General features: G+C 69.7%; 21 protein-coding genes. 7 read left to right on the forward strand and 14 right to left on the reverse strand.

The window, feature by feature from the left end:
• The 6 genes from ACFYVR_RS15500 to ACFYVR_RS15525 form a co-directional block, all read right to left on the reverse strand.
• Window positions 1–1212 carry an alkane 1-monooxygenase gene (locus ACFYVR_RS15500; protein ID WP_387474605.1) on the reverse strand — a complete coding sequence of 404 codons (1212 nt, stop codon included), beginning with the start codon at window positions 1210–1212 and terminating at the stop codon, window positions 1–3.
• Window positions 1213–1401: 189 nt separating this feature from the next.
• Window positions 1402–2964 carry an amino acid permease gene (locus ACFYVR_RS15505; protein ID WP_387474515.1) on the reverse strand — a complete coding sequence of 521 codons (1563 nt, stop codon included), beginning with the start codon at window positions 2962–2964 and terminating at the stop codon, window positions 1402–1404.
• 121 nt (window positions 2965–3085) lie between these two features.
• Window positions 3086–4312: a mannose-6-phosphate isomerase, class I gene (gene manA, locus ACFYVR_RS15510; RefSeq protein WP_387474516.1), complete on the reverse strand. Its 1227-nt coding sequence runs from the start codon at window positions 4310–4312 to the stop codon at window positions 3086–3088.
• Complete coding sequence (locus ACFYVR_RS15515; protein ID WP_387474518.1) at window positions 4313–5449, reverse strand: tobH protein; 1137 nt, start codon at window positions 5447–5449, stop codon at window positions 4313–4315.
• 129 nt (window positions 5450–5578) lie between these two features.
• Window positions 5579–6955, reverse strand: coding sequence for a phosphomannomutase/phosphoglucomutase (locus tag ACFYVR_RS15520; RefSeq protein ID WP_387474520.1), 1377 nt, complete (start codon window positions 6953–6955; stop codon window positions 5579–5581).
• A 167-nt stretch (window positions 6956–7122) separates the two neighbouring features.
• Window positions 7123–7500, reverse strand: a complete 378-nt coding sequence (locus ACFYVR_RS15525) for a DUF3499 domain-containing protein (RefSeq protein ID WP_387474522.1) — start codon at window positions 7498–7500, stop codon at window positions 7123–7125.
• A gap of 117 nt (window positions 7501–7617) precedes the next feature.
• On the opposite strand from ACFYVR_RS15525, the gene ACFYVR_RS15530 reads away from it, so the two are divergent.
• Window positions 7618–8112, forward strand: coding sequence for a metallopeptidase family protein (locus ACFYVR_RS15530; protein WP_387474524.1), 495 nt, complete (start codon window positions 7618–7620; stop codon window positions 8110–8112).
• 98 nt (window positions 8113–8210) lie between these two features.
• On the opposite strand, the gene ACFYVR_RS15535 is transcribed toward ACFYVR_RS15530, so the two are convergent.
• Window positions 8211–8444: a WhiB family transcriptional regulator gene (locus tag ACFYVR_RS15535; protein ID WP_387474607.1), complete on the reverse strand. Its 234-nt coding sequence runs from the start codon at window positions 8442–8444 to the stop codon at window positions 8211–8213.
• Between the two features lie 509 nt (window positions 8445–8953).
• Between ACFYVR_RS15535 and cofD the strand changes: the two genes are divergently transcribed.
• From cofD to ACFYVR_RS15555, 4 genes are all read left to right on the forward strand, one after another.
• Window positions 8954–9913 (forward strand): 2-phospho-L-lactate transferase, encoded by a 960-nt coding sequence (gene cofD, locus ACFYVR_RS15540; protein WP_387474526.1) that lies wholly within the window; start codon window positions 8954–8956, stop codon window positions 9911–9913.
• A complete protein-coding gene (locus tag ACFYVR_RS15545; RefSeq protein ID WP_387474528.1) occupies window positions 9910–11301 on the forward strand; it encodes a coenzyme F420-0:L-glutamate ligase in 1392 nt (463 codons plus the stop codon). Before cofD ends, ACFYVR_RS15545 begins: the two co-directional genes overlap by 4 nt.
• On the forward strand, window positions 11298–11849 hold the full coding sequence (locus ACFYVR_RS15550; RefSeq protein WP_387474530.1) for an NUDIX hydrolase: 552 nt from the start codon (window positions 11298–11300) through the stop codon (window positions 11847–11849). Before ACFYVR_RS15545 ends, ACFYVR_RS15550 begins: the two co-directional genes overlap by 4 nt.
• Window positions 11850–11927: 78 nt before the next feature.
• Window positions 11928–12584, forward strand: coding sequence for an O-methyltransferase (locus ACFYVR_RS15555; RefSeq protein ID WP_387474532.1), 657 nt, complete (start codon window positions 11928–11930; stop codon window positions 12582–12584).
• Between the two features lie 9 nt (window positions 12585–12593).
• On the opposite strand, the gene ACFYVR_RS15560 is transcribed toward ACFYVR_RS15555, so the two are convergent.
• The 4 genes from ACFYVR_RS15560 to rfbD all read right to left on the reverse strand — a co-directional run bounded on the left by ACFYVR_RS15560 (window position 12594) and on the right by rfbD (window position 16316).
• Window positions 12594–13394 carry an SGNH/GDSL hydrolase family protein gene (locus ACFYVR_RS15560; RefSeq protein ID WP_387474534.1) on the reverse strand — a complete coding sequence of 267 codons (801 nt, stop codon included), beginning with the start codon at window positions 13392–13394 and terminating at the stop codon, window positions 12594–12596.
• Window positions 13395–13482: 88 nt separating this feature from the next.
• A complete protein-coding gene (locus ACFYVR_RS15565; RefSeq protein WP_387474536.1) occupies window positions 13483–14577 on the reverse strand; it encodes a sugar phosphate nucleotidyltransferase in 1095 nt (364 codons plus the stop codon).
• A gap of 1 nt (window position 14578) precedes the next feature.
• The gene (locus ACFYVR_RS15570; RefSeq protein WP_387474538.1) at window positions 14579–15460 is read right to left on the reverse strand and encodes a glycosyltransferase family 2 protein; all 882 of its coding nucleotides are present in this window, start codon (window positions 15458–15460) and stop codon (window positions 14579–14581) included.
• A 10-nt stretch (window positions 15461–15470) separates the two neighbouring features.
• Entirely contained in the window at window positions 15471–16316 is an 846-nt protein-coding gene (rfbD, locus tag ACFYVR_RS15575; RefSeq protein ID WP_387474540.1) for a dTDP-4-dehydrorhamnose reductase, read from the reverse strand.
• A gap of 220 nt (window positions 16317–16536) precedes the next feature.
• Here rfbD and ACFYVR_RS15580 point away from each other — a divergent pair, with 220 nt between their 5' ends.
• Together ACFYVR_RS15580 and ACFYVR_RS15585 are read left to right on the forward strand one after the other, a co-directional pair.
• Complete coding sequence (locus tag ACFYVR_RS15580; protein ID WP_387474609.1) at window positions 16537–17973, forward strand: LCP family protein; 1437 nt, start codon at window positions 16537–16539, stop codon at window positions 17971–17973.
• A 24-nt stretch (window positions 17974–17997) separates the two neighbouring features.
• Complete coding sequence (locus ACFYVR_RS15585) at window positions 17998–18720, forward strand: TIGR03089 family protein (protein ID WP_387474542.1); 723 nt, start codon at window positions 17998–18000, stop codon at window positions 18718–18720.
• Window positions 18721–18959: 239 nt separating this feature from the next.
• On the opposite strand, the gene ACFYVR_RS15590 is transcribed toward ACFYVR_RS15585, so the two are convergent.
• From ACFYVR_RS15590 to ACFYVR_RS15600, 3 genes are all read right to left on the reverse strand, one after another.
• A complete protein-coding gene (locus ACFYVR_RS15590; RefSeq protein ID WP_387474544.1) occupies window positions 18960–20117 on the reverse strand; it encodes an acyl-CoA dehydrogenase in 1158 nt (385 codons plus the stop codon).
• Between the two features lie 123 nt (window positions 20118–20240).
• Window positions 20241–20912, reverse strand: a complete 672-nt coding sequence (locus ACFYVR_RS15595) for a TetR family transcriptional regulator (protein ID WP_387474546.1) — start codon at window positions 20910–20912, stop codon at window positions 20241–20243.
• A gap of 80 nt (window positions 20913–20992) precedes the next feature.
• Window positions 20993–22099, reverse strand: a complete 1107-nt coding sequence (locus tag ACFYVR_RS15600) for a hypothetical protein (RefSeq protein ID WP_387474548.1) — start codon at window positions 22097–22099, stop codon at window positions 20993–20995.
• Window positions 22100–22146 lie beyond the last annotated feature (47 nt).

Consider the following 22146-nt stretch of genomic DNA (forward strand, 5'->3'; position numbering starts at 1 on the left):
TCACGCCACCCCGTAACGGGCGTGGATCTTCTCCCGACGGGACGGCTGCACGTTCACCCGCGTGATGTCGCCGTCGTAGTGGGCGAGCACCCGGCGGTCCATGACTCGCCGCCACACCGGCGGGAAGTACGCAAGGGTGATCATGCTCGCGTACCCGCCGGGCAGGTTCGGCGCACCGTCCATGCTGCGCAACGTCTGGTAGCGGCGGGTCGGATTGGCGTGGTGGTCGCTGTGCCGCTGCAGGTGGCACAGGAAGATGTTGGTGCAGATGTGATCGGAGTTCCAGCTGTGCTCGGGCGTGCACCGCTCGTAACGCCCGCCGGCCGTCTTCTGCCGCAACAGCCCGTAGTGCTCGAGGTAGTTGACGGTCTCGAGGAGCGAGAACCCGTACACACCCTGAATCACCAGGAACGGCAACACCTCCCAGCCGAAGACTGCGGCCAGCCCCGCCCACAGCACCACCGACATCAGCCAGGCGTTCAGGACGTCGTTACGAATCGTCCACGGCCCCTTCCCCAGTCGCTGCAGGCGCGCCTTCTCCAGCTCCCACGACGACCGCAGACTGCCCCACACACTGCGCGGCAGGAACGCCCAGAACGACTCACCGAGACGCGAACTCGCCGGATCCTCGGGAGTCGACACCCACACGTGGTGGCCACGATTGTGCTCGATGTAGAAGTGCCCGTAGAACGTCTGGGCGAGGGTGATCTTCGACAGCCGGCGCTCGAGGTCGTCCTTCTTGTGCCCGAGCTCGTGCGCGGTGTTGATGCCGATGCCGCCCATCACTCCGATGCTCAGGGCGAGACCGATCCTCGACACCGGACCCAGACCGTCCGGCACCCCGAGCCAACCCAGGTCGTCCGCAGACCAGAGGTAGCAGGCGAAGACCAGGCTGGCGAGCTGGAACGGGATGTAGGCGTAGGTGCAGTACCGGTAGTACCGGTCGTTCTCGAGCCGCTCCATCACCTCGTCCGGCGGGTTCTGCCCGTCCGGCCCGAACCAGAGGTCGAGCACCGGTAGCAACGCGTACACCAGGATCGGGCCGATCCACCACCAGATCGGCGACATCGCCGACCAGCCGAGCTCGTTGAAGCCCCACACCAGCCCGGCGGCCACGAACACCGCGGTCGGCGGGACGAGACCGAGCAACCACAGGTGACGCTTCCTGTCCCGCCACGGCACGGGGATCCGCTCCCCCGCCTCGCTGTGCATCCGCACCACTACCTCCACCCGAGAAGACGACAGTGTGATTCAAGCCACTCGGGTGACGACAATATTCCACGAGATGTCTTCTGTCTAGACAAACTATCGCTATTTGTACAATCCTCGTTTCCGGCTGAAGGCGCCCTTCGTGCGGTTGATCGAGACGAAGGCGGCCTTCAGCCGGGGAGAGGGTGGGGGCTATCGACCGCGGTGCCGGGGCTCGTCGGGCCCGCCGAGGTGGTCGAGTGCCCGCGCCGCCACCCCGGGAACGGGACGGCCGCCCTGCCCCAACACCGAATGACGGCGTCCGTACAGGAAGTACACGACGATGCCGATCACCATCCAGACGACGAACCGGATCCACGTCTCGACGGAGAGGTTGATCATCAGCCACAGGCACGCCGCGACCGCGAGGATCGGGATCAGCGGAACGAGCGGCACCCGGAATCCACGCGGCAGGTCGGGCCGGGTGCGCCGGAGGATGATGACACCGACGCAGACCAGGACGAACGCGAACAGCGTGCCGATGTTCACCATCTCCTCGAGGGTGCCCATCGGGAAGAACGCGGCCAGCACACCGGAGACCACGCCGACGATCACGGTGATCCGGACCGGGGTCCCGTGCCTGCCGGTGTGCGACAGCGGGCGCGGCAGAAGCCCGTCCCGGGACATCGCGAACGCCACCCGGGTCTGACCGAGCAGCATGACCATCACGACGGTGGTCAGGCCGGCGAGCGCTCCGAGGTTGATCACCCACTGCGCCCAGGTGATGCCGTGGAACTCGAACGCGGTCGCGAGCGTCGCCCCTTCACCGGAGAGTTCGGTGTACTTGACCATCCCGGTCAGCACCAGCGTCACCGCGACGTAGAGCACGGTCACGATCGCGAGCGATCCGAGGATGCCGCGCGGCAGCGCCTTCTGCGGATTCTTCGTCTCCTCCGCCGTCGTCGCGACCACGTCGAAACCGATGAACGCGAAGAACACCAGCGACGCCGCCGCCAGCAGGCCGTACCAGCCGAACGTGCTGCCGCCGGCTCCGGTGAGGAACGAGAACAGCGACTGGTGGATTCCCTCCCCGGTCTCGCCGGGCTCCGACGGCGGAATGTACGGCGAGTAGTTCGACCCGGTGATGTAGAACGCACCGACGACAATCACCAACAGCACGACGAAGACCTTGACCGCGGTGATCACCGCCGACACCCGCGACGACAGCTTCGTCCCGGTCGCCAGCAGCGCCGTCAGGGCTGCGATCAGCAGGACCGCACCCCAGTCGAAGTCGAGGTCGCCGATCTGCACCACCGTCGACTCGACACCGATGACGTCGGCGAGGTACAGCGACCAGCCCTTCCCGACCACCGATGCGGCGAGCGCGAACTCGAGGATCAGGTCCCAGCCGATGATCCAGGCGACGAGTTCGCCGAACGTCGCGTACGAGAAGGTGTAGGCGCTGCCTGCGACGGGCACCGTCGACGCGAATTCCGCGTAGCACAACGCCGCCAGACCGCAGGCGATCGCGGCGAGCACGAACGCCAGCGACACCGACGGTCCCGCGACGTTGCCCGCCGTCCGCGCGGTCAGCGTGAAGATGCCGGCACCGACGACGACGGCGACACCGAAGACCGTCAGGTCCCATGCCGTCAGGTCCTTCCGGAGTTTGCTGTCCGGCTCGTCGGTGTCGGCGATCGACTGCTCGACCGACTTGGTGCGGAACAGTCCGGCCTTGCGTCCGGACGTCTCGCCCGGTCCCTCGTGCACTGACATGGCGGCCTCCTCGACAAGGGCGACAAGGGTACGGATCCGAGCCTATTGCCGTCTCCGTCACACTTGGCGATTTCGAGGGTCCCCCGCGGCGACGATTCGGCAACGAGGCGCGAGACACCCCCTAGCCGACGGTCGCGCCGAACACCTGGGCGGCCGTCTCCGCGGTGACCGTCACCGGCGGATCGGACGCCGCGATCCACGCCGACTCACCCCGCGCCAGGACCAGGGTGTCGTCGCCGCACCGGAGGGTGACGGATCCGGACGTGCACAGCAGGATCCGGGGGCCGGCGGATCCCAGTTCGGCCGCCGGTGTGTCCGCCGTCAGCTCGATCCGGGACAGGGAGAACTCGGGTGCCGGGGTGTCGTAGAGGTGGACCGGGCCGCCCGCGCTTCCCTCCGCCGCCGTCGCGGTGCGCACCGGACCGGTCAGTGGCTCGAAGTCCAGTACCCGCAACAGTTCCGGCACGTCGACGTGCTTCGGCGTCAGTCCGCCCCGGAGCACGTTGTCCGAGTTGGCCATCACCTCGACGCCGAGACCGTGCAGGTAGGCGTGCAGGTTGCCCGCGGCCAGGTACAGGCCCTCTCCCGGTTCGAGCGTGATCCGGTTCAGGAGCATCGACGCCAGGACACCCGCGTCACCCGGGTAGGACTCCCCCAGACCGAGGACCGTCTGCACCTCGCCCGCGAACTCGCGCGCCTCGGCCGGCCCGGACAGGTACCGCACGCACCCGTCGAGGATCTGCGGCAGCAACGTGCCGAGGGCCGGCGGCGGCAGCGTGATCCAGGTGGTGAACAGGGCGCGCAGCCCCGACGAATCCGGTTGTCCCTCCAGCAGGGCGATGTAGTGCTCGAGCGCGGGCACGTCGAGCGCCCGCAGCAACTCGACCGTGCGCCGCGGATCCCGGAAGCCGGCGAGCACCTCGAATCGGGTCAGTGCGACCACCAGCTCCGGCTTGTGGCTGTCGTCGCGGTAGTTCCGCACCGGGGAGTCCCGGGGGATCCCCGCGGCCTCCTCGCGGGCGAAGCCCTCCTTGGCCTGTGCGGCGCTCGGATGCGCCTGCAGGGAGAGCGGTTCGTCGGCGGCGAGCAGCTTGAGCAGGAACGGCAGCCGGTCACCGAACCCCGCGCGGGCCCGGGTACCGAGGTGACCGACCGGGTCCTGCGTGATCGCGGCCAGCAACGACACCTCGGAGTCGCCGATCAGCAACCGGGACGGGTTCGCCGGGTGCGCGCCGAGCCAGAGTTCGGCTTCCGGATGGTTCGACGGGACGGGACGACCGCACAGTTCGGCGATCGCGGTGCGCGACCCCCAGGCGTAGGTACGGATCGCGCCCTGCAGCGGATGCACTTATCGCCCGCCGATCAGTCGCAGGTACACGGCCGCCATCTCCAACCTGACGGCCATCACGGCCAACTGTTCCACCTCGGTGTTCCCCCCACCCTGAGCGGGACCCTCCGCGGCCCGACCCGTCATCTCCCTGTCCCCCGTTCCCATTTCGTCGACCTCTTCAGCGGTCGTGATCAGTTCCGCATCCGCGAGCGCCGCCATCCGACGCCCCGTGTATCCGCGCGACTCCGTCGTGGCCAGGACGAACACCCGGGCCGGCGCAACGGGTGCGGGTCCGTCGAGTTCCTCGTCGTGGAAGATCGGGTCGTATCCGGGCGGGGCGTCCGCCGCCGCGCTCAGCAGAGCCGCGGAGGCGAGCACGTCCGCCAGACCGGCCGCTCCGGCGATCACCCCGGCGGTGCGCAGCATCATGTCCGCGCCGTGGTCGGCCAGGACGCTGGTCGCGGCGTCGTCGCCCACCAGCAGCACGCGCCGCCCCTGCATGCGCACGGCCAGCGTCTTCGCCGGATTGTGGAACACCTCGGCGGACGGACTGTTGCGCGCCGCCTCGGCGTCGAGGACGTCGGCGAGGGTCGACAGGTCGGCCGGTAGACCGGCGGACCGGCCCGACTCGAGAACCGACAGCACCGCCAGCCCGGCCGCGACGTACCGCAGGAATCCGTGCCGGTCCGGCACCGGAAGGCGCGGCGGGAGCAGCGACCCCCGCCCGGCCGCGGCCGCCTGCAGCGGCCCCTCCGCGGGGGCCACGACCACCAGTTCTGCACCGCGCCGCAACGTGGAGTCGGCGGCGGCGACCAGGCGGGGGTCACCGGCATCCTCGCCGGCCACGACCACGACGTCGAGCGAACCCAGCCAGGGCGGAACAGCGGACGCGTGGACGATCGGCAATCCCAGTCGCGCACCGAGCGCCGCCTGCAGCAGTGCCGCGGCGCGTCCGGCGCGTCCTCCCGTCGTGACCAGCACGACGCTGCGCGGCCGCAGGCCCCGGATTCGGTCGAGTGCGCCCTCGGAGACGGCAGCGGCGACCGACCGGACCTGCGCCCCACCGAGCGCGGCGGCACGCATGGCGCCTTCGGTGTCGGCGGCGGCGACGCTCGCGGCGTCGTCGAGATCGAGAAGGGGTGACGGAGCCGTCATGGCAACCTTCCTTTCTCGCCACCGCTCGGGAACTCGGCCCGTGCGCACTGCCGGGGGCTCTCACGCTGCCCGGTGCCACCATTCTCGCACCGCAGGCCCCGCGAGTGTGTGGTGCTCATCGAGGCTGGCTCAGGCACGCACCACAGCGAGGATCTCGGCGACGAGGGCGTCGACCTGCTCGGCGGTCGGCGCCTCCACGTTCAGGCGCAGCAGCGGCTCGGTGTTCGAGGCGCGGAGGTTGAACCACGCACCGTCGCCGAGATCGACCGTCACCCCGTCGAGTCGGTCGACCGATGCGGTGCGCTCGACGAACGCCGCGAGCACCGCCGCGGTCCGCTCTCCGGCGTCCTCGACCGTCGAGTTGATCTCGCCGGACGCCGCGTACTTGTTGTAGGACGCCATCAGCTCGGACAGCGGCTCGTCCTGCTCGCCGAGCGCGGCCAGCACGTGCAGCGCGGCGAGCATGCCGGAGTCCGCGCCCCAGAAGTCGCGGAAGTAGTAGTGCGCGGAGTGCTCCCCACCGAACACCGCACCGGTCTCGGCCATCTGCTGCTTGATGAAGGAGTGTCCGACCCGGGTCCGGACCGGAGTGCCGCCCAGTTCCGTGACCAGTTCGGGCACCGCCCGCGAGGTGATCAGGTTGTGAATCACTGTGGCGCCCGGCGTCTTCGACAGCTCCCGCTCGGCGACGAGCGCGGTCACCGCGGACGGCGAGACGGGATCGCCCTTCTCGTCGACGACGAAGCAGCGGTCGGCGTCGCCGTCGAAGGCGAGTCCGACGTCGGCACCGGTCGACCGGACGTACTCCTGCAGGTCGACCAGGTTCTTCGGGTCGAGCGGGTTGGCCTCGTGGTTCGGGAAGGTGCCGTCGAGTTCGAAGTACAGCGGTTCGACGGACAGCGGCAGGCCCGCGAGCACGGCGGGGACGGTGTGCCCGCCCATGCCGTTGCCCGCGTCGACGGCGACGGTCATCGGGCGGATCCCCGACAGGTTCACCAGGCCGCGCAGGAACTCGGCGTAGTCACCGAGCACGTCCTTCTCCGTGACACTGCCCACCGGTCCCTCGTGACCCGGAACCCCGGCGATGACCTCGTTCGCGATCGTGGACAGCCCGGTGTCCTGGCCGACGGGCTTCGCGCCGGCCCGGCACATCTTGATTCCGTTGTACCGCGCGGGATTGTGGCTTGCGGTGAACATCGCGCCCGGGCAGTCCAGCAGGCCGGAGGCGAAGTAGAGCTCGTCGGTCGACGCGAGACCGATCAGCACGACGTCGAGCCCCTGCGCGGTGACACCGTCGGCGAACGCCGCGGCCAACTCCGGTGACGAGGCCCGCATGTCGTGCCCGATCACGACGCGGGTGGCGTTCTGCGTCGGATCCTGGCGAACCAGTCGGGCGAACGCGCCCGCGACGTCCCGCACGAAGTCGCTGTCGAGTTGTTCACCGACAACACCGCGGACGTCGTATGCCTTGATCAGGGCATGGACGGATTCGGCGGTTCGGGCCACAGCGGTTCTCCTAGTTCGGAACTTCGGTGTCGGTCACGCGGTACCGGACGAACGCGGTACCGACGTCGTCCCGTACCGAGACGACGTCGGTACTCCGATCACCCTAGTGCCCGGAGTGGGCCACCGCCCCACCGTCGTTTGCCGGGGTGTCGCGTCTACGAGCGCGTTCAGTTGCCGGGGTCGGGCAATACCCGCAGGTGCCCGCGCCGGCCGGTGCGGGCCGTCAACGACGTCGGCGCCGAGGCATCGGACACACGCGCGTCACCCCGCTCACCACGACCGGCCTCGCGGACCGCCTCGGCGAGCGCAGTCAGGTCGTCCTCGTCCGGAGTGGCACTGGAGAAGCCGCCCTCGTGGCGGACGAGTTCCCACCCCTTGGGCGCGGTGATCCGGGACGCGTGCTGTTCGCACAGATCCCAGGAATGCGGTTCGTCGACGGTGGCCAGCGGCCCGACGACCGCGGTCGAATCGGAGTAGACGTACGTCAGGGTCGCAACGGCGGGGTTCTTGCACCCGGGCCGGCAGCATCGACGCAGTCCTCTCACGACTGAGAGGGTAACGCCCCGGACCCGACGAGACCTACTCGGACACACCGAAAGGGCTCGACGCCGCACAGTCGGGGGGAACCGGGCCGCCGGTGGGCGTCGGTAGCATCAACGGTTATGCGTAGAGCCCGACACGGTCGACCACTGTCTTCCCGTTCGGTGGCCAGGCGTGGCCGTGGAATCCGTGGACCCGTACTGCCGCCGAGCGTGCCGGCCTGGCGCAGCCGCGCCGAGAAGTTCGACATGCTGGTACTGGAGGCCTTCGCGCCGATCGACGCGCGCTGGCACGACCGCATCACGAAACTCGACATCGCCGTCGACGAGGTACCCAAGATCCGCGCTCTCGATCCCGACTCGGTGACGTGGCCACCGGAGGTCGTCGCCGAAGGTCCGGTGCCACTGTCGCGTCTGGTTCCGGCGGGCGTCGACCGGCACGGAAACGCGACCCGCGCCCGCCTGGTGCTGTTCCGTCGCCCGCTGGAACTGCGTGCGAAACGCCCGGAGGACCTCGTCGATCTGCTCAACGAGGTGCTCGTCCGGCAGGTCGCGACCTACCTCGGCGTGGAGCCCGAGATCATCGACCCCGACCTGCCGGACGACTCCGACGAGTGACGATCAACCGTGACAGCGCCGAGATCATATGGTGACCCGACTGTGATCCACGGTCCGAAAACAAATGCGCGCCAATCCCTTTCGGAATTCGGCGCGCGCTAGACGATGCCCCGCTTGAGGCGTCGGCGTTCCCTCTCGGAGAGCCCACCCCAGATCCCGAATCGCTCGTCGTGCGCGAGCGCGTATTCGAGGCATTCGTCACGCACCTCACAACCGAGGCAGATGCGCTTCGCCTCCCGTGTCGAACCACCCTTTTCCGGGAAGAACGCCTCGGGATCGGTCTGCGCACACAGTGCGCGGTCCTGCCACTGATCCTCCACGGCGTCGAACATCTCGTCGAAACCGTTGACGATCAGACTGAGGATCGGGCGATCGACCTCCCGCTCCTCCTGTGATTGGCAGACGCCCCCCGCTGCGCCCGCCCTGGAATCGGTCTGCGGTTCGTAGCCAAGCACGCTGAGATGAGTCTTCGACTCGGGCTGATTGAGCATCCGTTCCGCCTCCTCACCTTTGATAGCGCAGAACTTCCTGAACAGTTGAAAATGCCTCCCCGACAATGCCGTTCCCCAACCCCCGACCATCGCTCCCACCCCAATGGGAACGCGTGTTCGAAACTGGAGCCACCTCAATCGTTCTCACGGCGACCGCGGAATGACACATCTGTGATTAGACACGGCCCACCGGACAGGGTCAAGCCGTCAGTGGCGATTGCCCTACCATCACACACCCCGAATCCATGACGAAATCACGTTCGTGCGCGTCACCGGCGTGTCGCGTCGGCGGCCCCCGGCCGGGGGTGCGCCGCCCACCTCGTTCGCAGCGACGCCTAGGCTCTTGGAACGTGAGAGTGACTGTATTGGTCGGCGGTGTCGGTGGGGCGCGTTTCCTCCAGGGCGTGCGCAGTCTGCTCGCCGACACGGACGAGATCACCGCGATCGTCAACGTCGGCGACGACGTGTGGATGCACGGGTTGCGGATCTGCCCCGACCTCGACACCTGCATGTACACCCTCGGCGGCGGCATCGATCCCGTCCGCGGTTGGGGACATGTCGGCGAAACCTGGAATGCCAAGGAGGAACTCGCCGCCTACGGGGCGAAGCCGGACTGGTTCGGCCTCGGCGACCGGGACATCGCCACGCACCTGATCCGGTCGCAGATGCTCCGTGCCGGCTACCCGCTCTCCGCCGTGACCGAAGCGCTGTGCAATCGCTGGCAGCCGGGTGTACGCCTGCTCCCCGTGACCGATGATCGCAGCGAAACACACGTGGTCGTAACCGATCCCGAGGACGGCGAGCAGCGCGCGATCCACTTCCAGGAATGGTGGGTCCGGCATCGCGCGCAGATCCCGACACACAGCTTCGCGTATGTCGGCGCGGACTCCGCGACGCCGGCACCGGGCGTCCTCGAGGCGCTCGCGGACGCCGACGCGGTCCTGCTGGCCCCGTCGAATCCGGTGGTGAGCGTGGGCGCGATCCTCGCCGTACCCGGAATCCGCGGAGCCCTGCGCACCGGACGCGCCAAGGTCGTCGGACTCTCGCCAGTCGTCGGCGGAAAACCGTTGCGCGGCATGGCAGACGAGTGCCTCGACGTCATCGGCGTCGAGACCTCCGCCGAGGCCGTCGGCCGCCACTACGGCGCGCGCTCGACCACCGGCATCCTCGACGGCTGGCTGATCCACGAGACGGACACCGCCGAGGTGCCCGGCGTTCAGGTGCAGGCGGTACCACTGCTGATGACGGACCCCGAGACGACCGCCGAGATGGCGCGCACCGCGCTGCGCCTGGCCGGGGTGGAGCTGTGAACGACAACGGCGCGGCGATCGCGGGTGTCGGGAACCACGGCAGCGAGGTGGGCGACCACGGCGCCGGCGACGCGATCGAGATCCTTCCCGTCCCCGGACTGCCCGAGTTCCGACCCGGCGACGACCTGGCCGCGGCACTCGTCGCGGCAGCACCGTGGCTGGCGGACGGCGACGTCCTGGTCGTGACGAGCAAGATCGTCTCGAAGGTCGAGGGCCGAATCGTGGCCTCCCCCATCGACCCCGAGAAACGCGACGCGGCACGGCGACGCCTGGTGGACCAGGAGGCGGTCCGCGTGCTCGCCCGCAAGGGTCGCACCCTCATCACGGAGAACCGGCTGGGAATCGTGCAGGCCGCCTCCGGCATCGACGGCTCGAACGTCCTCCCCACCGAGCTCGCGCTGTTGCCCGAGGATCCCGATGCCAGCGCCCGGACGCTGCGCGCGCGGATCGCCGACCTGCTCGGCGTGCGGGTGGCGGTCGTGATCACGGACACCATGGGACGCGCGTGGCGCAACGGCCAGACCGATGCCGCCATCGGATCCGCCGGCGTTCCGGTGCTGCACGGGTACGCGGGATCCGTTGACGCACAGGGCAACGAGCTGATGGTCACCTCGGTCGCGGTGGCCGACGAATTGGCTGCCGCGGGCGATCTGGTGAAGGGAAAGACCGGCAGTCTGCCGGTCGCGGTCGTCCGCGGCCTCGCCCTCGTCGACGACGGGTCGAGCGCGTCGGACCTGATCCGCCGCGGCGAGGAGGACCTGTTCTGGCTCGGCGCCGACGAGGCGATCACGCGCGGTCGCGGCGAAGCCCTGCTGCTGCGCCGGTCCGTCCGAGAGTTCTCCGCCGAAGCCGTCGACCCCCAGTCGATTCGGAATTCGATCGCCGACGCGTTGACCGCACCGGCGCCGCACCACACCCGGCCCGTGCGGTTCGTGTGGCTCCGGACGGCGCAGGCCCGCGACCGACTGCTGCGGGCGATGCGCGAGAGGTGGCGGGCGGACCTGACGGCCGACGGTCTCGACGAACGGGCGATCATCCGACGCCTCGACCGCGGCGCCATACTGTTCGACGCACCGGAGTTGGTGATCCCCTTCTGCGTTCCCGACGGCGCGCACTCGTATCCCGATGCCGCTCGCACCGCGGCCGAACAGACGATGTTCACCGTGGCGGCCGGTGCGGCCGTGCAGGGGTTGCTGGTCGCGCTGGCCGCCCGGGGGCTCGGCAGCTGCTGGATCGGATCGACGATCTTCACGCCCGAACTGGTCCGTACCGAACTCGGACTGCCCGACGACTGGGCACCGCTCGGATCGGTCGCGATCGGGCACCCGTCCGAGCCGCTGTCACCGCGCCCGCCCGTCGAGCCACACGAACTCCTGGTGGAGCGGTGAGCGCACAGTCACTGCACACGTCGGCGCGGGCCGCCCTGCTGCAGTGGCAGACCCCGAACGAGGCCGACGAGTCGCTGCGCCACACCATGCTCGCGTTCCTCGACGCGTCGCCGTCGGGGTGTCTGCGTGAACACGAGCCGGGCCACATCACCGCCTCCTCACTGGTCCTCACGGAGGACGCGCGGCAGGTGCTGCTGACCCTGCACCCCAGAGTGGGCAGGTGGATTCAGCTCGGCGGACACTGCGAGCCCGCCGACGACACCGTCGTCACGGCGGCCCTGCGCGAGGCCACCGAGGAGTCCGGTATCTCCGGCCTGCGCATCGATCCGCTGCTGTTGTCCGCGCACACCCACCCGATCACGTGCTCCCTGGGCAGGCCGACCCGGCACCTGGACCTGCGATTCCTGGTGTGGGCACCGACCGGGTCGGAGCCGGTGCGCAGCGACGAGTCCGACGACCTGCGCTGGTGGCCCGTCGACGCCCTCCCCGACACCGCCGAGCACGACACCATCGACCACCTGGTCGCTCTCGCCCGCCGGCGGCGGTGACCGGACGCGGATCACTCGCCGCCGCGGCGGCACTGACGCACACCGAATTGCCGGCATCGGTGGATAGTCTCTCGGTTCATGACCTCTTCGCTGACCACCGAGCCGCTCGCCGGCATCCTCGCGAGGCTGTACGACGCGGACGCCGCCGGGCGTACGGGCCGCCCCCGTGGAACCGGCCGCCACCACTCGACCACCGCGACCGCGCAGGAACGAGCCGACGCCGCGAGCGACATCTACATGCCGATCAGCCCGGACACCGGCCGGCTGGCGTATTCACTGATCCGTGCGTCCCGACCCGCACAGATCGTCGAGTTCGGGATGTCCTACGGCATCTCCACCCTGCACCTGGCGGCGGCGGTCCGCGACAACGGTGTCGGTCACATCCACACCACCGAGATGAGTGCGAAGAAGATCGCGCAGGCGTCGGCGACGTTCGCCGAGGCGGGCATCGACGATCTCGTCACCGTCCTGGAAGGCGATGCGTTGACCACCCTCGGCGAGGTGACAGGCCCCATCGGGTTCGTGCTCCTCGACGGCTGGAAGGACCTCTACCTTCCGGTGCTGACCCTGTTGGAGGACCGGTTGCCGTCCGGCACCCTCGTCCTGGCCGACAACGCCGAGAGTGCCGACGCCATGCCCTATCTCGACTACGTGCGCGACCCCGGAAACGGCTACACCTCGGTCAACCTGCCGGGGAAACGTCACGACACGATCGAGCTGAGCTGCCGGACCTGAGGCGAACCGTCAGTCCGTCGCCGCGATCGGCCCGAGGACGGGTCGACGCGGAGCGACGTTGTCGCCGGACGACTTTCCGGTGAGCCGGCGTCCGAACCACGGAACCAGGAACTCGCGGCGCCACGTCGAGTCGATCTTCTTCTGCTCCGCCCTGCCGCGGACGGGGGCGGGGCCGAGGTCGGGCGCGGTGACCTCGTGGGGGACGCCGAGCGCGTCGAGGACTTCGACGCACATGCGCTGGTGCCCGGCCGCCGACATGTGCAGCCGGTCCCAGTCCCACATCCGGTCGTCGTCGTAGCCGTCGAACCGCCAGAAGTCGACCAGTGTCGCGCCGTGCCGCTCGGCGACCTCGCGCACCAACTCGTTGTAGATCGCGGTGCGACCCCGGAACACCTTGAACACCGAGTCCCAGCCGGCGTCGTAGGCCGTCCAGATCGCCACCCGGGCGCCGGCGGCGGTGAGCTTCCCGACGGCGTCGTCGTAGCGGGCGACGAGCGCGTCGATGTCCACCGACGGCCGCATCATGTCGTTGCCGCCCGCGTACATCGTCACCAGGTCCGGCGACATGGCCAGCGCCGCGTCCAACTGCTCGTCGAGGACCTGTCCGAGCAGCTTGCCGCGGACGGCGAGATTCGCGTACGCGAAGTCGTCGGTGCGCGCGGCGAGCTGCTCGGCGACGCGGTCGGCCCAGCCCCGCAGCCCGTTCGGCCGCGAGGGTGCCGGGTCACCCAGTCCCTCGGTGAACGAGTCGCCGAGGGCGACGTAGCGGTGGAAGACGGGACGGTGCAGAACGGGTTCCGGCGTACTCACGGGTAACCATCCTGCCACCGCCACCGTCACCACCGACGCTCGGGTTGCGTCGTGCAACAACGCACGGGCAGCCGGAGCGCCTCGCGTCTCAGACGTCGGTGGAGAACCGTACGCCGCCGTCCGGCAGCGCCACGCCCGGCCACACCCGCGCACCGCGCAGCAACTCGCAGCGAGCACCCACGTCGGCGCCGTCGCCGATCACCGCGTCCCGCACCAGCGCCCGCGGACCGATCCGCGCACCGAACCCGATGATCGACCGCTCCACCGTCGCCCCGGCCTCGACGACCGCCCCGTCGAACAGGATGGCGCCGTCGAGGCGCGCACCGGCCCCGACCTCCGCGCCGCGCCCGACGACGGTGCCACCGATCAGGACCGCTCCCGGAGCAATCCCCGCGCCGGGATGCACCCGCGACTCGCCGCGCTGGCCGTCGAGGGCCGGGGACGGCGCGATACCGCGAACCAGGTCGGCGGAACCGCGGACGAAGTCCTCCGGGGTGCCCATGTCGCGCCAGTACGAGCTGTCGACGAAGCCGTACACGCGGCGGCCGTCCGCGAGCAGACCCGGGAACACCTCGCGCTCGACCGACACCGGTCGCCCAGCCGGGATCTTCTCGATGATCTCGCGCTTGAACACGTAGCAGCCGGCATTGATCTGGTCCGTCGGCGGATCCTGCGTCTTCTCGAGGAAGTGGGTGACCCGATCGTCCTCGTCGGTGGTGACGCAGCCGAACGCACGCGGATCGCCGACCCGCACCAGGTGCAGGGTCACGTCGGCCTCGTGCTTGCTGTGCGTCGCGAGAACGTCCCGCAGGTCCATGCCGCCGAGGACGTCCCCGTTGAACACGACCACGTTGTCCGCCCGCAACTTCGGCAGCACGTTGCGGATGCCGCCGCCGGTGCCGAGCGGTTCGGTCTCGGTCACGTACTCGATCTCGAGACCGAGCTCGGAGCCGTCACCGAAGTGCTCCTCGAACACCTCCGCCTTGAACGAGGTGCCCAGCACCACGTGGGTGATCCCGGCCGCCTTGATCCGGGCGAGCAGATGTGTCAGGAACGGCAGGCCCGCCGTCGGCAGCATCGGTTTCGGCGCCGACAGCGTCAGTGGCCGCAGCCGGGTTCCCTTGCCGCCGACCAGGACCACCGCATCCACGTCACCGGCATCGGGCGCATCAGCGTTCGTCATGTCAGTTCCCCTCGTCGTCTTTCGCCCTGTTTCGTACTGCCGCGGCCACGACCACCTTCGATCGCACCGCCAAACCCCCCTTGAGCGCCCACCGCAGCGGCGCCTGCCACCAGTGCGGATGACGATCCGCCTGGAAGCGGTAGGCACTCGCGTGGTGGGCCGGCAACATCAGCTCCGGATGCCGTCCCGCCGCATGCCCTTTCGCGTGGGTGACCTCCGCCGACGGCACGAACACGTTGTGCCAGCCGGCCCGGCCGAGCCGGTCGCCGAGGTCCACGTCCTCCATGTACATGAAGTACCGGGAGTCGAAACCGTTGATGGAGTCGAACGCCGCCCTCCGCACCAGCAGGCACGACCCGGACAGCCAGCCGACGCCACGCTCGGTGAGCTGCTCGTCCTCCTGCCGGTACCGCGTGGTCCACGGGTTGGACGGCCACACCGTGCCGAGCACCGCGTGCGCGGCCCCGGACACCAGACCCGGCACGTGCCGCGCCGACGGGTACACGGTGCCGTCGGGTTCGCGCACCAGCGGCCCCAACGCGCCGGCCCGCGGCCACCGGGCCGCCGCCTTCAGCAGCTCGTCGATCGACCCGGCACCCCAGCGGATGTCCGGGTTCGCGACGACCACGAACTCCGCGGCCGGATCCAGTTCCGCCACGGCCCGGTTGATCGCGCCGCCGTACCCGATGTTGCCGCCGGTCCGCAGTAGCCGGACGTTGTCCCGCGCCTGCTCGGCGGCCTCCGGCGTGCCGTCGGTGGACCCGTTGTCGGCGAGGACGACCTGCATCGACAGCTCCGTCGCGTCCTCGAGGGTGTCGAGGAACTCCTCGAGATGTTTGCCGGGCGAATACGTCACCGTCACCACGGCCAGCTGCGAACTCACGCCCGTCACCCTAGTCGGCAACCTCCGCCAGGGCGGCGGCCAGGGCATCGCCCCAGTACCGCAGCGGTGTCAGGCCCGCGGAATGCCAGGCGGCCGGCGACAGCACCGAGTACGCGGGCCGCGGCGCCGGCCGCCGGAACTGGGCGCTGGTGCACGGACGCACCCGCTCCGGGTCCGCCCCAACGCCGGCGAACACCGCCCGCGCCAGCTCGAACCAACTGGCCTGCCCGCTGTTCGTCGCGTGCAGGACCCCTCCCGCCCGGTTCCCCGTCGCGAGTTCGAGGAGGCCGTCGGCGAGATCGGCGGCGTACGTCGGGGACCCGATCTGGTCGTCGACGACGTCGACGGTGTCGCGCTCACGCTCGAGGCGCCGCATCGTGGCGACGAAGTCCGACCCCGTCCCGGTGTACACCCACGCCGTCCGCACGATCGAGGCGGACGGATCGGCGGCGAGCACCGCCTGCTCCCCCGCCAGCTTCGTCCGCCCGTACACCGTCCGCGGCCCGGTCGGCGCATCCACGTCGTACGGTTCGGTCGCGTCGCCGGGGAAGACGTAGTCGGTGGACACGTGCACGAGCCGGGCACCGACGCGGGCCGTCGCCTCGGCCAGATTCCGCGGCCCGGTCGCGTTGACCGCGACCGCCGCTGCCTCGTCGGTCTCGGCCGCGTCGACCGCCGTGTAGGCGGCGCAGTTGAGCACGACCGTTCCCGGCTCGACGGCGTCCCGGACGGCGGCGGCATCGGTGATGTCGAGCTCCGACGACGAGACACCCACGATGTTCACGCCGTCGGGCGCACGCCGCATCAGCTGCGTGCCGAGCTGGCCACCGGCACCGGTCACGAGGATCTTCATCACACGGCAAAGTCTGGCACGCCGGTTGCGGCTGCCGCGGAAGGCGCCCACCGCCCAGTAACGTGGAGACGCGAGCTGTGAGTTGCGAGACGGATTAGGGGCAGTGTTGCCGGACAACAGGGAACCGGGCGAGGATTCACCGGGCCGGCCGACCACGCGGAGGCCACGCTCGCGGCGCGAACCCGCACCCCGCACCGGCACACCCGGGGAGCGCCCGCTCCGGATCGCGGTCGCCGCGGCATCGGTTCTCGCACTGGTGGTGACGGGTTTCGCCTGGCGCGGCATCGACGCCCTCGAGTCGAGTCTCGCCACTGCCCGACTCGGGCTCGGCGGCGCGAAGGACGGCGCACTCGACCTGCTCCTGGTCGGCACGGACAGCCGCACCGACGCGCACGGCAACCCGCTCAGCGAACAGGAACTCGCGTCGCTGCGTGCCGGTGACGCCGAATCCGACAACACCGACACCATCGTCCTGGTCCGGATCCCGAACAACGGCGAGTCCGCGACCGCCATCTCGATTCCCCGTGACTCCTACGTGAAGGTCCCCGGAATCGGGATGTCGAAGATCAACGCCGCCTTCGGCGCCACGAAGGCGACCGAGAAGCAGGAGCTGATCGACGAGGGCGTCGACGACGCGACCGCCGAGAAGGACGCGACCCAGGCCGGCCGCGAGGCGCTGATCAAGTCGGTCGCCGACCTGACCGGGGTCACCGTCGACCACTACGCCGAGATCGGGCTGCTCGGCTTCGTGTTGCTCACCGACGCGGTCGGCGGCGTCGACGTCTGCCTCAACGCCGCCGTCGACGAGCCGTTCTCGGGGGCGAACTTCCCGGCCGGCGAGCAGACCCTCGACGGTGCGAGCGCGCTGTCGTTCGTGCGGCAACGGCACGGCCTGCCGCGTGGCGACCTCGACCGCATCGTGCGACAGCAGGTGTTCATGGCGTCGCTGGTCCAGGAGGTGATCAGCGCGAAGACCCTGAGCAGCCCGGGCAAGCTCGGCCAGCTGACGTCGGCGGTGCAGCGGTCGGTGGTGCTCGACGAGGACTGGGACATCGTCGGTTTCGCCCGCGAGCTGCAGAATCTCGCCGGTGGGCAGGTGCAGTTCCGGACGATTCCCGTCGAGGACATCAACGCGATGACCGACTACGGCGAATCCGTCGTCCAGGTCGATCCCGTTGCCGTGCGGGCGTTCGTGGCGGACCTCGCCGGCGAGGACGACGCCGAGGATGCACGGACCGACACCACCCCGACGGTGGACCCGGCGACGGTGACCGTCGACGTCGCGAACGACAGCGGCATCGGCGGGCTCGCGGCGCGGGTGTCGCAGGCCCTGGCCACCAAGGGATATCGACCCGGCGTCGTCGGTAACAACGACGGCTCCCCGGTCTCGTCGAGCGTCGTGCGGGTTGCCGACCCCGACTCGGAGGCGGCGAAGTCGGTGGCCGCCGCGCTCGGCGGACTCGAGGTGGTGCAGGATTCCTCCCTGACGAGCGACACCGTCGTGGTGGTCCTCGCCGCGGACTACGAGGGTCCGGGAACCGGGTCGGTCACGACGACCGGCGCGGCCACCGACATCGTGGACCAGGGCACCAGCCCGACTCCGGTTCCATCGGGCCCGTCGATCGACGCGGGCCGCAGCGGACCGCAATGCGTGAACTGACGGCGTGAGGAGCACCGCACCACCATGACAGCAGCGACCAATCTCACTGCGGCACTGCTCGATCCGATCCTGCGCACCGATCCGGCCGGGCCGCGGATCACGCACTACGACGACGAGACCGGTGCCCGGATCGAACTGTCGGCGCTGACACTGGCGAACTGGGCGGCCAAGACCGCGAACCTGGTCCGCGACGAGTTCGGCCTCGTTCCCGGCGCGCGGGTGTGCGTGCTGCTGCCGGCGCACTGGCAGACCGCGGCCGTGCTGCTCGGCTGCTGGTGGGCGGGAACCGAGGTCGTGCTCGAACCGGACCCGGACGCGGACCTCGCGCTGGTCACCGCGGACCGGCTCGACGAGGCGGCCGACGCGGCGGAGGTCGCGGTGCTGTCCCTCGACGCATTCGGACGACCGGTCGCCGACCTTCCGGTCGGGGTCACCGACTACGCCACGGCGGTGCGGGTGCACGGCGACCAGTTCCGACCCGACCCAGCTCCGGCCGGAGCGCCCGCCCTCGACGGACGCAGCGTCGCCGACGTTCTCGAGCGGGCCGCCGATTCCGCTGCCGCGCAGGGGTTCTCCTCGGTCGACCGCGTGCTCTCGACCACGGACTGGGCCACCGCCGACGAACTCGTCGACGGGCTGCTGGCCGTGCTGGCCGTCGGCGCGTCACTCGTGCAGGTGACCAACCCCGACGAGGAGCGCCGCGCTCGGCGGATCGAATCGGAGAAGGTCACCGCACAGCGCCACTGACCCCGGCACGGAGTCCGCACACGCTCCGTGCCCTCGGAGCGCGGAACCCACGGATGGAGGGCACGACGTGTGCATCGGCTCCGGGGTGTCCACAGCCGCTGATCCATCCACAGACGAGGGCGTTTCCGCAGGACCGCCGAACGGACAGGCGTCGCCGACCGTCGTTCGGAGCGGTCTCCCGTTCGACGGCGCGATTGCGTGAGAAGCCGTCGAACGGGAACCCGCTCCGGACAGTCAGCTCACTTGAGCAACGCGCGCGACATGACGACGCGCTGAATCTGGTTGGTGCCCTCGTAGATCTGCGTGATCTTGGCGTCGCGCATCATCCGCTCGACCGGGAAGTCGGTGGTGTAGCCGGCGCCACCGAACAGCTGCACGGCGTTGGTGGTGACCTCCATCGCGACGTCGGAGGCGAGGCACTTGGCGGCTGCGGAGATGAACCCGAGGTTCTTCTCGCCGCGCTCGGCCTTCGCGGCGGCGGTGTAGACCATCAGCCGGGCCGACTCGATCTTCATCGCCATGTCGGCGAGCATGAACTGGGTGTTCTGGAACGACGCGATGGACGTGCCGAACTGCTTGCGGTCCTTGGTGTACGCCACCGCGGCGTCGAATGCGCCCTGCGCCAGGCCGATCGCCTGCGCGCCGATGGTCGGGCGGGTGTGGTCGAGGGTCTCGAGCGCGGTCTTGAAGCCGGTGCCGGGCTCACCGATGATCCGGTCGCCGGGGATGCGGCAGTTCTCGAAGTAGAGCTCCGCAGTGGGCGAGCCCTTGATGCCGAGCTTGTGCTCGAGCGGGCCGACGACGAAGCCCTCGTCGTCCTTGTGGACCATGAACGCGGAGATGCCGTTGGCGCCCTTGTCGCCGTCGGTGACGGCCATGACGGTGTACCAGCTGGACTGACCACCGTTGGTGATCCAGCACTTGGAGCCGTTGAGGATCCAGTCGTCGCCGTCCGCCTTGGCGCGGGTGCGCATCGACGCGGCGTCGGAGCCGGCCTCGCGCTCGGACAGCGCGTAGGACGCCATCGCGCCGGCCGCGATCTCGGGGAGCACCTTCTTCTTCAGGTCCTCGGAGCCCTTGAGGATCAGGCCCATGGTGCCGAGCTTGTTGACGGCCGGGATCAGCGACGAGGAACCGCACACGCGCGCCACCTCTTCGATGACGATGCACGTGGCGACGGAGTCGGCACCCTGGCCGTCGTAGGCGTCGGGGACGTGGATGGCGTTGAAGCCGGACGCGACGAGGGCGTCGAGTGCCTCCTTCGGGAAGCGGGCCTTCTCGTCGACCTCCTTGGCGAACGGCGCGATCTCCTTCTCGGACAGCGCGCGGATCGCGGCCCGCAGCTCGTCGTGCTCGTCGGCGAGCTTGAACAGGTCGAAGTCCGGGTTTCCAGCCATCAGTCGCTCCTCGTGGAGAGTAGTCGGAGGGTCGGCACTCAGTGCCACGCTTGGCTCAGCATACCCGACGACTTCACAAGCATCCAGGCCCGACGTGCCACGTGGTCGGCACCGAGTGCCAAGCTAGAGTTGGTCCTGCTCGAGACGTTGCGCGATCACGTCGACGATCGCGCTCGGAGACAGGCCGCGCCGAAACACCGCGACCACCACGTCGTCACCGGGGGCGCCGTCCGGGACGTGATCGAGACGACGGCGGATGTCGGCGAGTGCGGCGCGCAGCTCGGGTGAGGTCGTCCGCGCGCCGTCCCGCACCATCCGGCGCAGCAGATAGTTGTGCGTGGCGATGACCGAGGCCGCGAACTGCACCCGCATCAGATCCGGCGCACCCGGCGCAGCGCGTCGCAGGTACTCGACGAACAGTCGCTCGTAGCGGTAGATCGTCACGATCTCCCGGTCCCGCAGCGCGGGCACCTCGTGCACGACCGCATAGCGACGCCGCGCGACCTCGTTCCAGCCGGAGAACCGTTCGAAGACGATCGTCGCCGCGTCGCAGACCGCATTCCACGGGTCCGGATGCTCGGCGGCGAGGAACGACGACACCTGCTCGAGCAGCACCTCGTGGTCGGCGAAGACCACGTCCTCCTTGGACCGGAACTGCCGGAAGAACGTCCGCCGCGAAATGCCCGCAGCTTCGGCGATCTCGTCGACCGAGGTGGCCTCGTACCCCTGCTCGGAGAACAGCCGGAGAGCCTCCGACACCACCTGGAGCCGGAAGCGGTCTGCATCGTCGGGCATGGGCCCAGGGTAGATGGCTTCGCCAGTGGTGCACTTACGGACGTGCCGACCTCCACAAGTGCACCACTGCGCGAAGCGCATCACGGTGCCACGGAGGTCCAATCGGCGAAGCCGGTCGGGTCGTGCCTGCCCATACTGGCGTGCTCGAACAGGCCTGCGCCGGGAATGCCGTTGCAAGTGGCGGATGCCGAGAAGTCGCTGACGCCGTACGGGATTCGGCCGGCGATCGCCGGATCGGTGAGGTCGTACACCGCGCGGTCCGACCAGCCGCGACCGCGCCACTGCCCGTGCGTCCACTCCGGGTCGCCGCCGTAGCCCGCGCCGACGTGCAGGGCGATGCCGGTGCGCGGGGTGACCTCGATCGTGACGGGACTGCCGTCGGTGGCCGTCAGATTCAGGGTCGCGGCGAGCGCCTGTCTGGTCCCGGACTTGTACTTGAATTCGACACGGGGCCAGCCGAGCTGCTCGACCCGGCCGTCGTCCCAGACCCGGGTGGCGTCGTTGAGCGTGCGGAACCCGTCCGGGTTCTCCTGGACGATCACGATCACCGAGAAGCCCTCGAAGCGCAGCGGCACGTACAGCCACCAGAATCCCTCGGACGGCTGGTCGACGAGCCGCCCCGCCGGGTCGGGGTCGCCGACCGGGCGGATCCCCCACGACCTGTCGCGGGTGCCCATCCACCGGTCCGGGGTGACCACGACGTCCTCGCCGTCGATCGACAACACGCCGGTCCAGGTCCCGGTCTGCGCGAACCGGCTCGACTCCAGCTGCGGACGCAACCCGTTGGTCAGCAGGTGCGGCTGTTCCTGCACGGCCGGGCAGGAACCCTCCCACGTCAGGTCGAACCCGACCCCGCCTGCGTCGTCGCCCTCGCAGACCACGCGCAGCCGCCGCAGCGGCTCGAGCACCTCGATGCGGTAGCCCCCGACGGCAAGATCCAGCGACCGGTGCTCGAGGGCATCGGAGAAGCGCACCGCCCACTGCCGGTCGCCCTTGCGGACCGTGGCGAACGCGTCGGTGACGCCGAGGTTCGGATACACCCCGAACCCGGTGACGAGGAACACGTCACTGCCGGCGTCGAGGGCGTTGAAGTAGGAGCGGTCGTAGAAGTTCTTGTCGCTCGAGACCACTCGGGACATCGGCAGCGGGGTCTGGTGGATCGGGTACTCGTCGAGCGGTGCGGGCATGGCGACACTCCCAGGGGTGATTTCCGTTTCACGGTGATACGCAAACC

Origin of the sequence: Rhodococcus sp. NPDC003318, from assembly GCF_042879035.1 — a bacterium.
Lineage (GTDB): Bacteria > Actinomycetota > Actinomycetes > Mycobacteriales > Mycobacteriaceae > Rhodococcus_G.

Coding starts and splice junctions, on each gene's coding strand:
- ACFYVR_RS15500 (WP_387474605.1), bottom strand. CDS start 1,212: ATGCACAGCGAGGCGGGGGAGCGGATCCCCGTGCCGTGGCGGGACAGG.
- ACFYVR_RS15595 (WP_387474546.1), bottom strand. CDS start 20,912: ATGCCCGACGATGCAGACCGCTTCCGGCTCCAGGTGGTGTCGGAGGCT.
- ACFYVR_RS15585 (WP_387474542.1), top strand. CDS start 17,998: ATGACAGCAGCGACCAATCTCACTGCGGCACTGCTCGATCCGATCCTG.
- ACFYVR_RS15590 (WP_387474544.1), bottom strand. CDS start 20,117: ATGGCTGGAAACCCGGACTTCGACCTGTTCAAGCTCGCCGACGAGCAC.
- ACFYVR_RS15530 (WP_387474524.1), top strand. CDS start 7,618: ATGCGTAGAGCCCGACACGGTCGACCACTGTCTTCCCGTTCGGTGGCC.
- ACFYVR_RS15505 (WP_387474515.1), bottom strand. CDS start 2,964: ATGTCAGTGCACGAGGGACCGGGCGAGACGTCCGGACGCAAGGCCGGA.
- ACFYVR_RS15515 (WP_387474518.1), bottom strand. CDS start 5,449: ATGACGGCTCCGTCACCCCTTCTCGATCTCGACGACGCCGCGAGCGTC.
- ACFYVR_RS15565 (WP_387474536.1), bottom strand. CDS start 14,577: ATGACGAACGCTGATGCGCCCGATGCCGGTGACGTGGATGCGGTGGTC.
- ACFYVR_RS15535 (WP_387474607.1), bottom strand. CDS start 8,444: ATGTTCGACGCCGTGGAGGATCAGTGGCAGGACCGCGCACTGTGTGCG.
- ACFYVR_RS15600 (WP_387474548.1), bottom strand. CDS start 22,099: ATGCCCGCACCGCTCGACGAGTACCCGATCCACCAGACCCCGCTGCCG.
- ACFYVR_RS15555 (WP_387474532.1), top strand. CDS start 11,928: ATGACCTCTTCGCTGACCACCGAGCCGCTCGCCGGCATCCTCGCGAGG.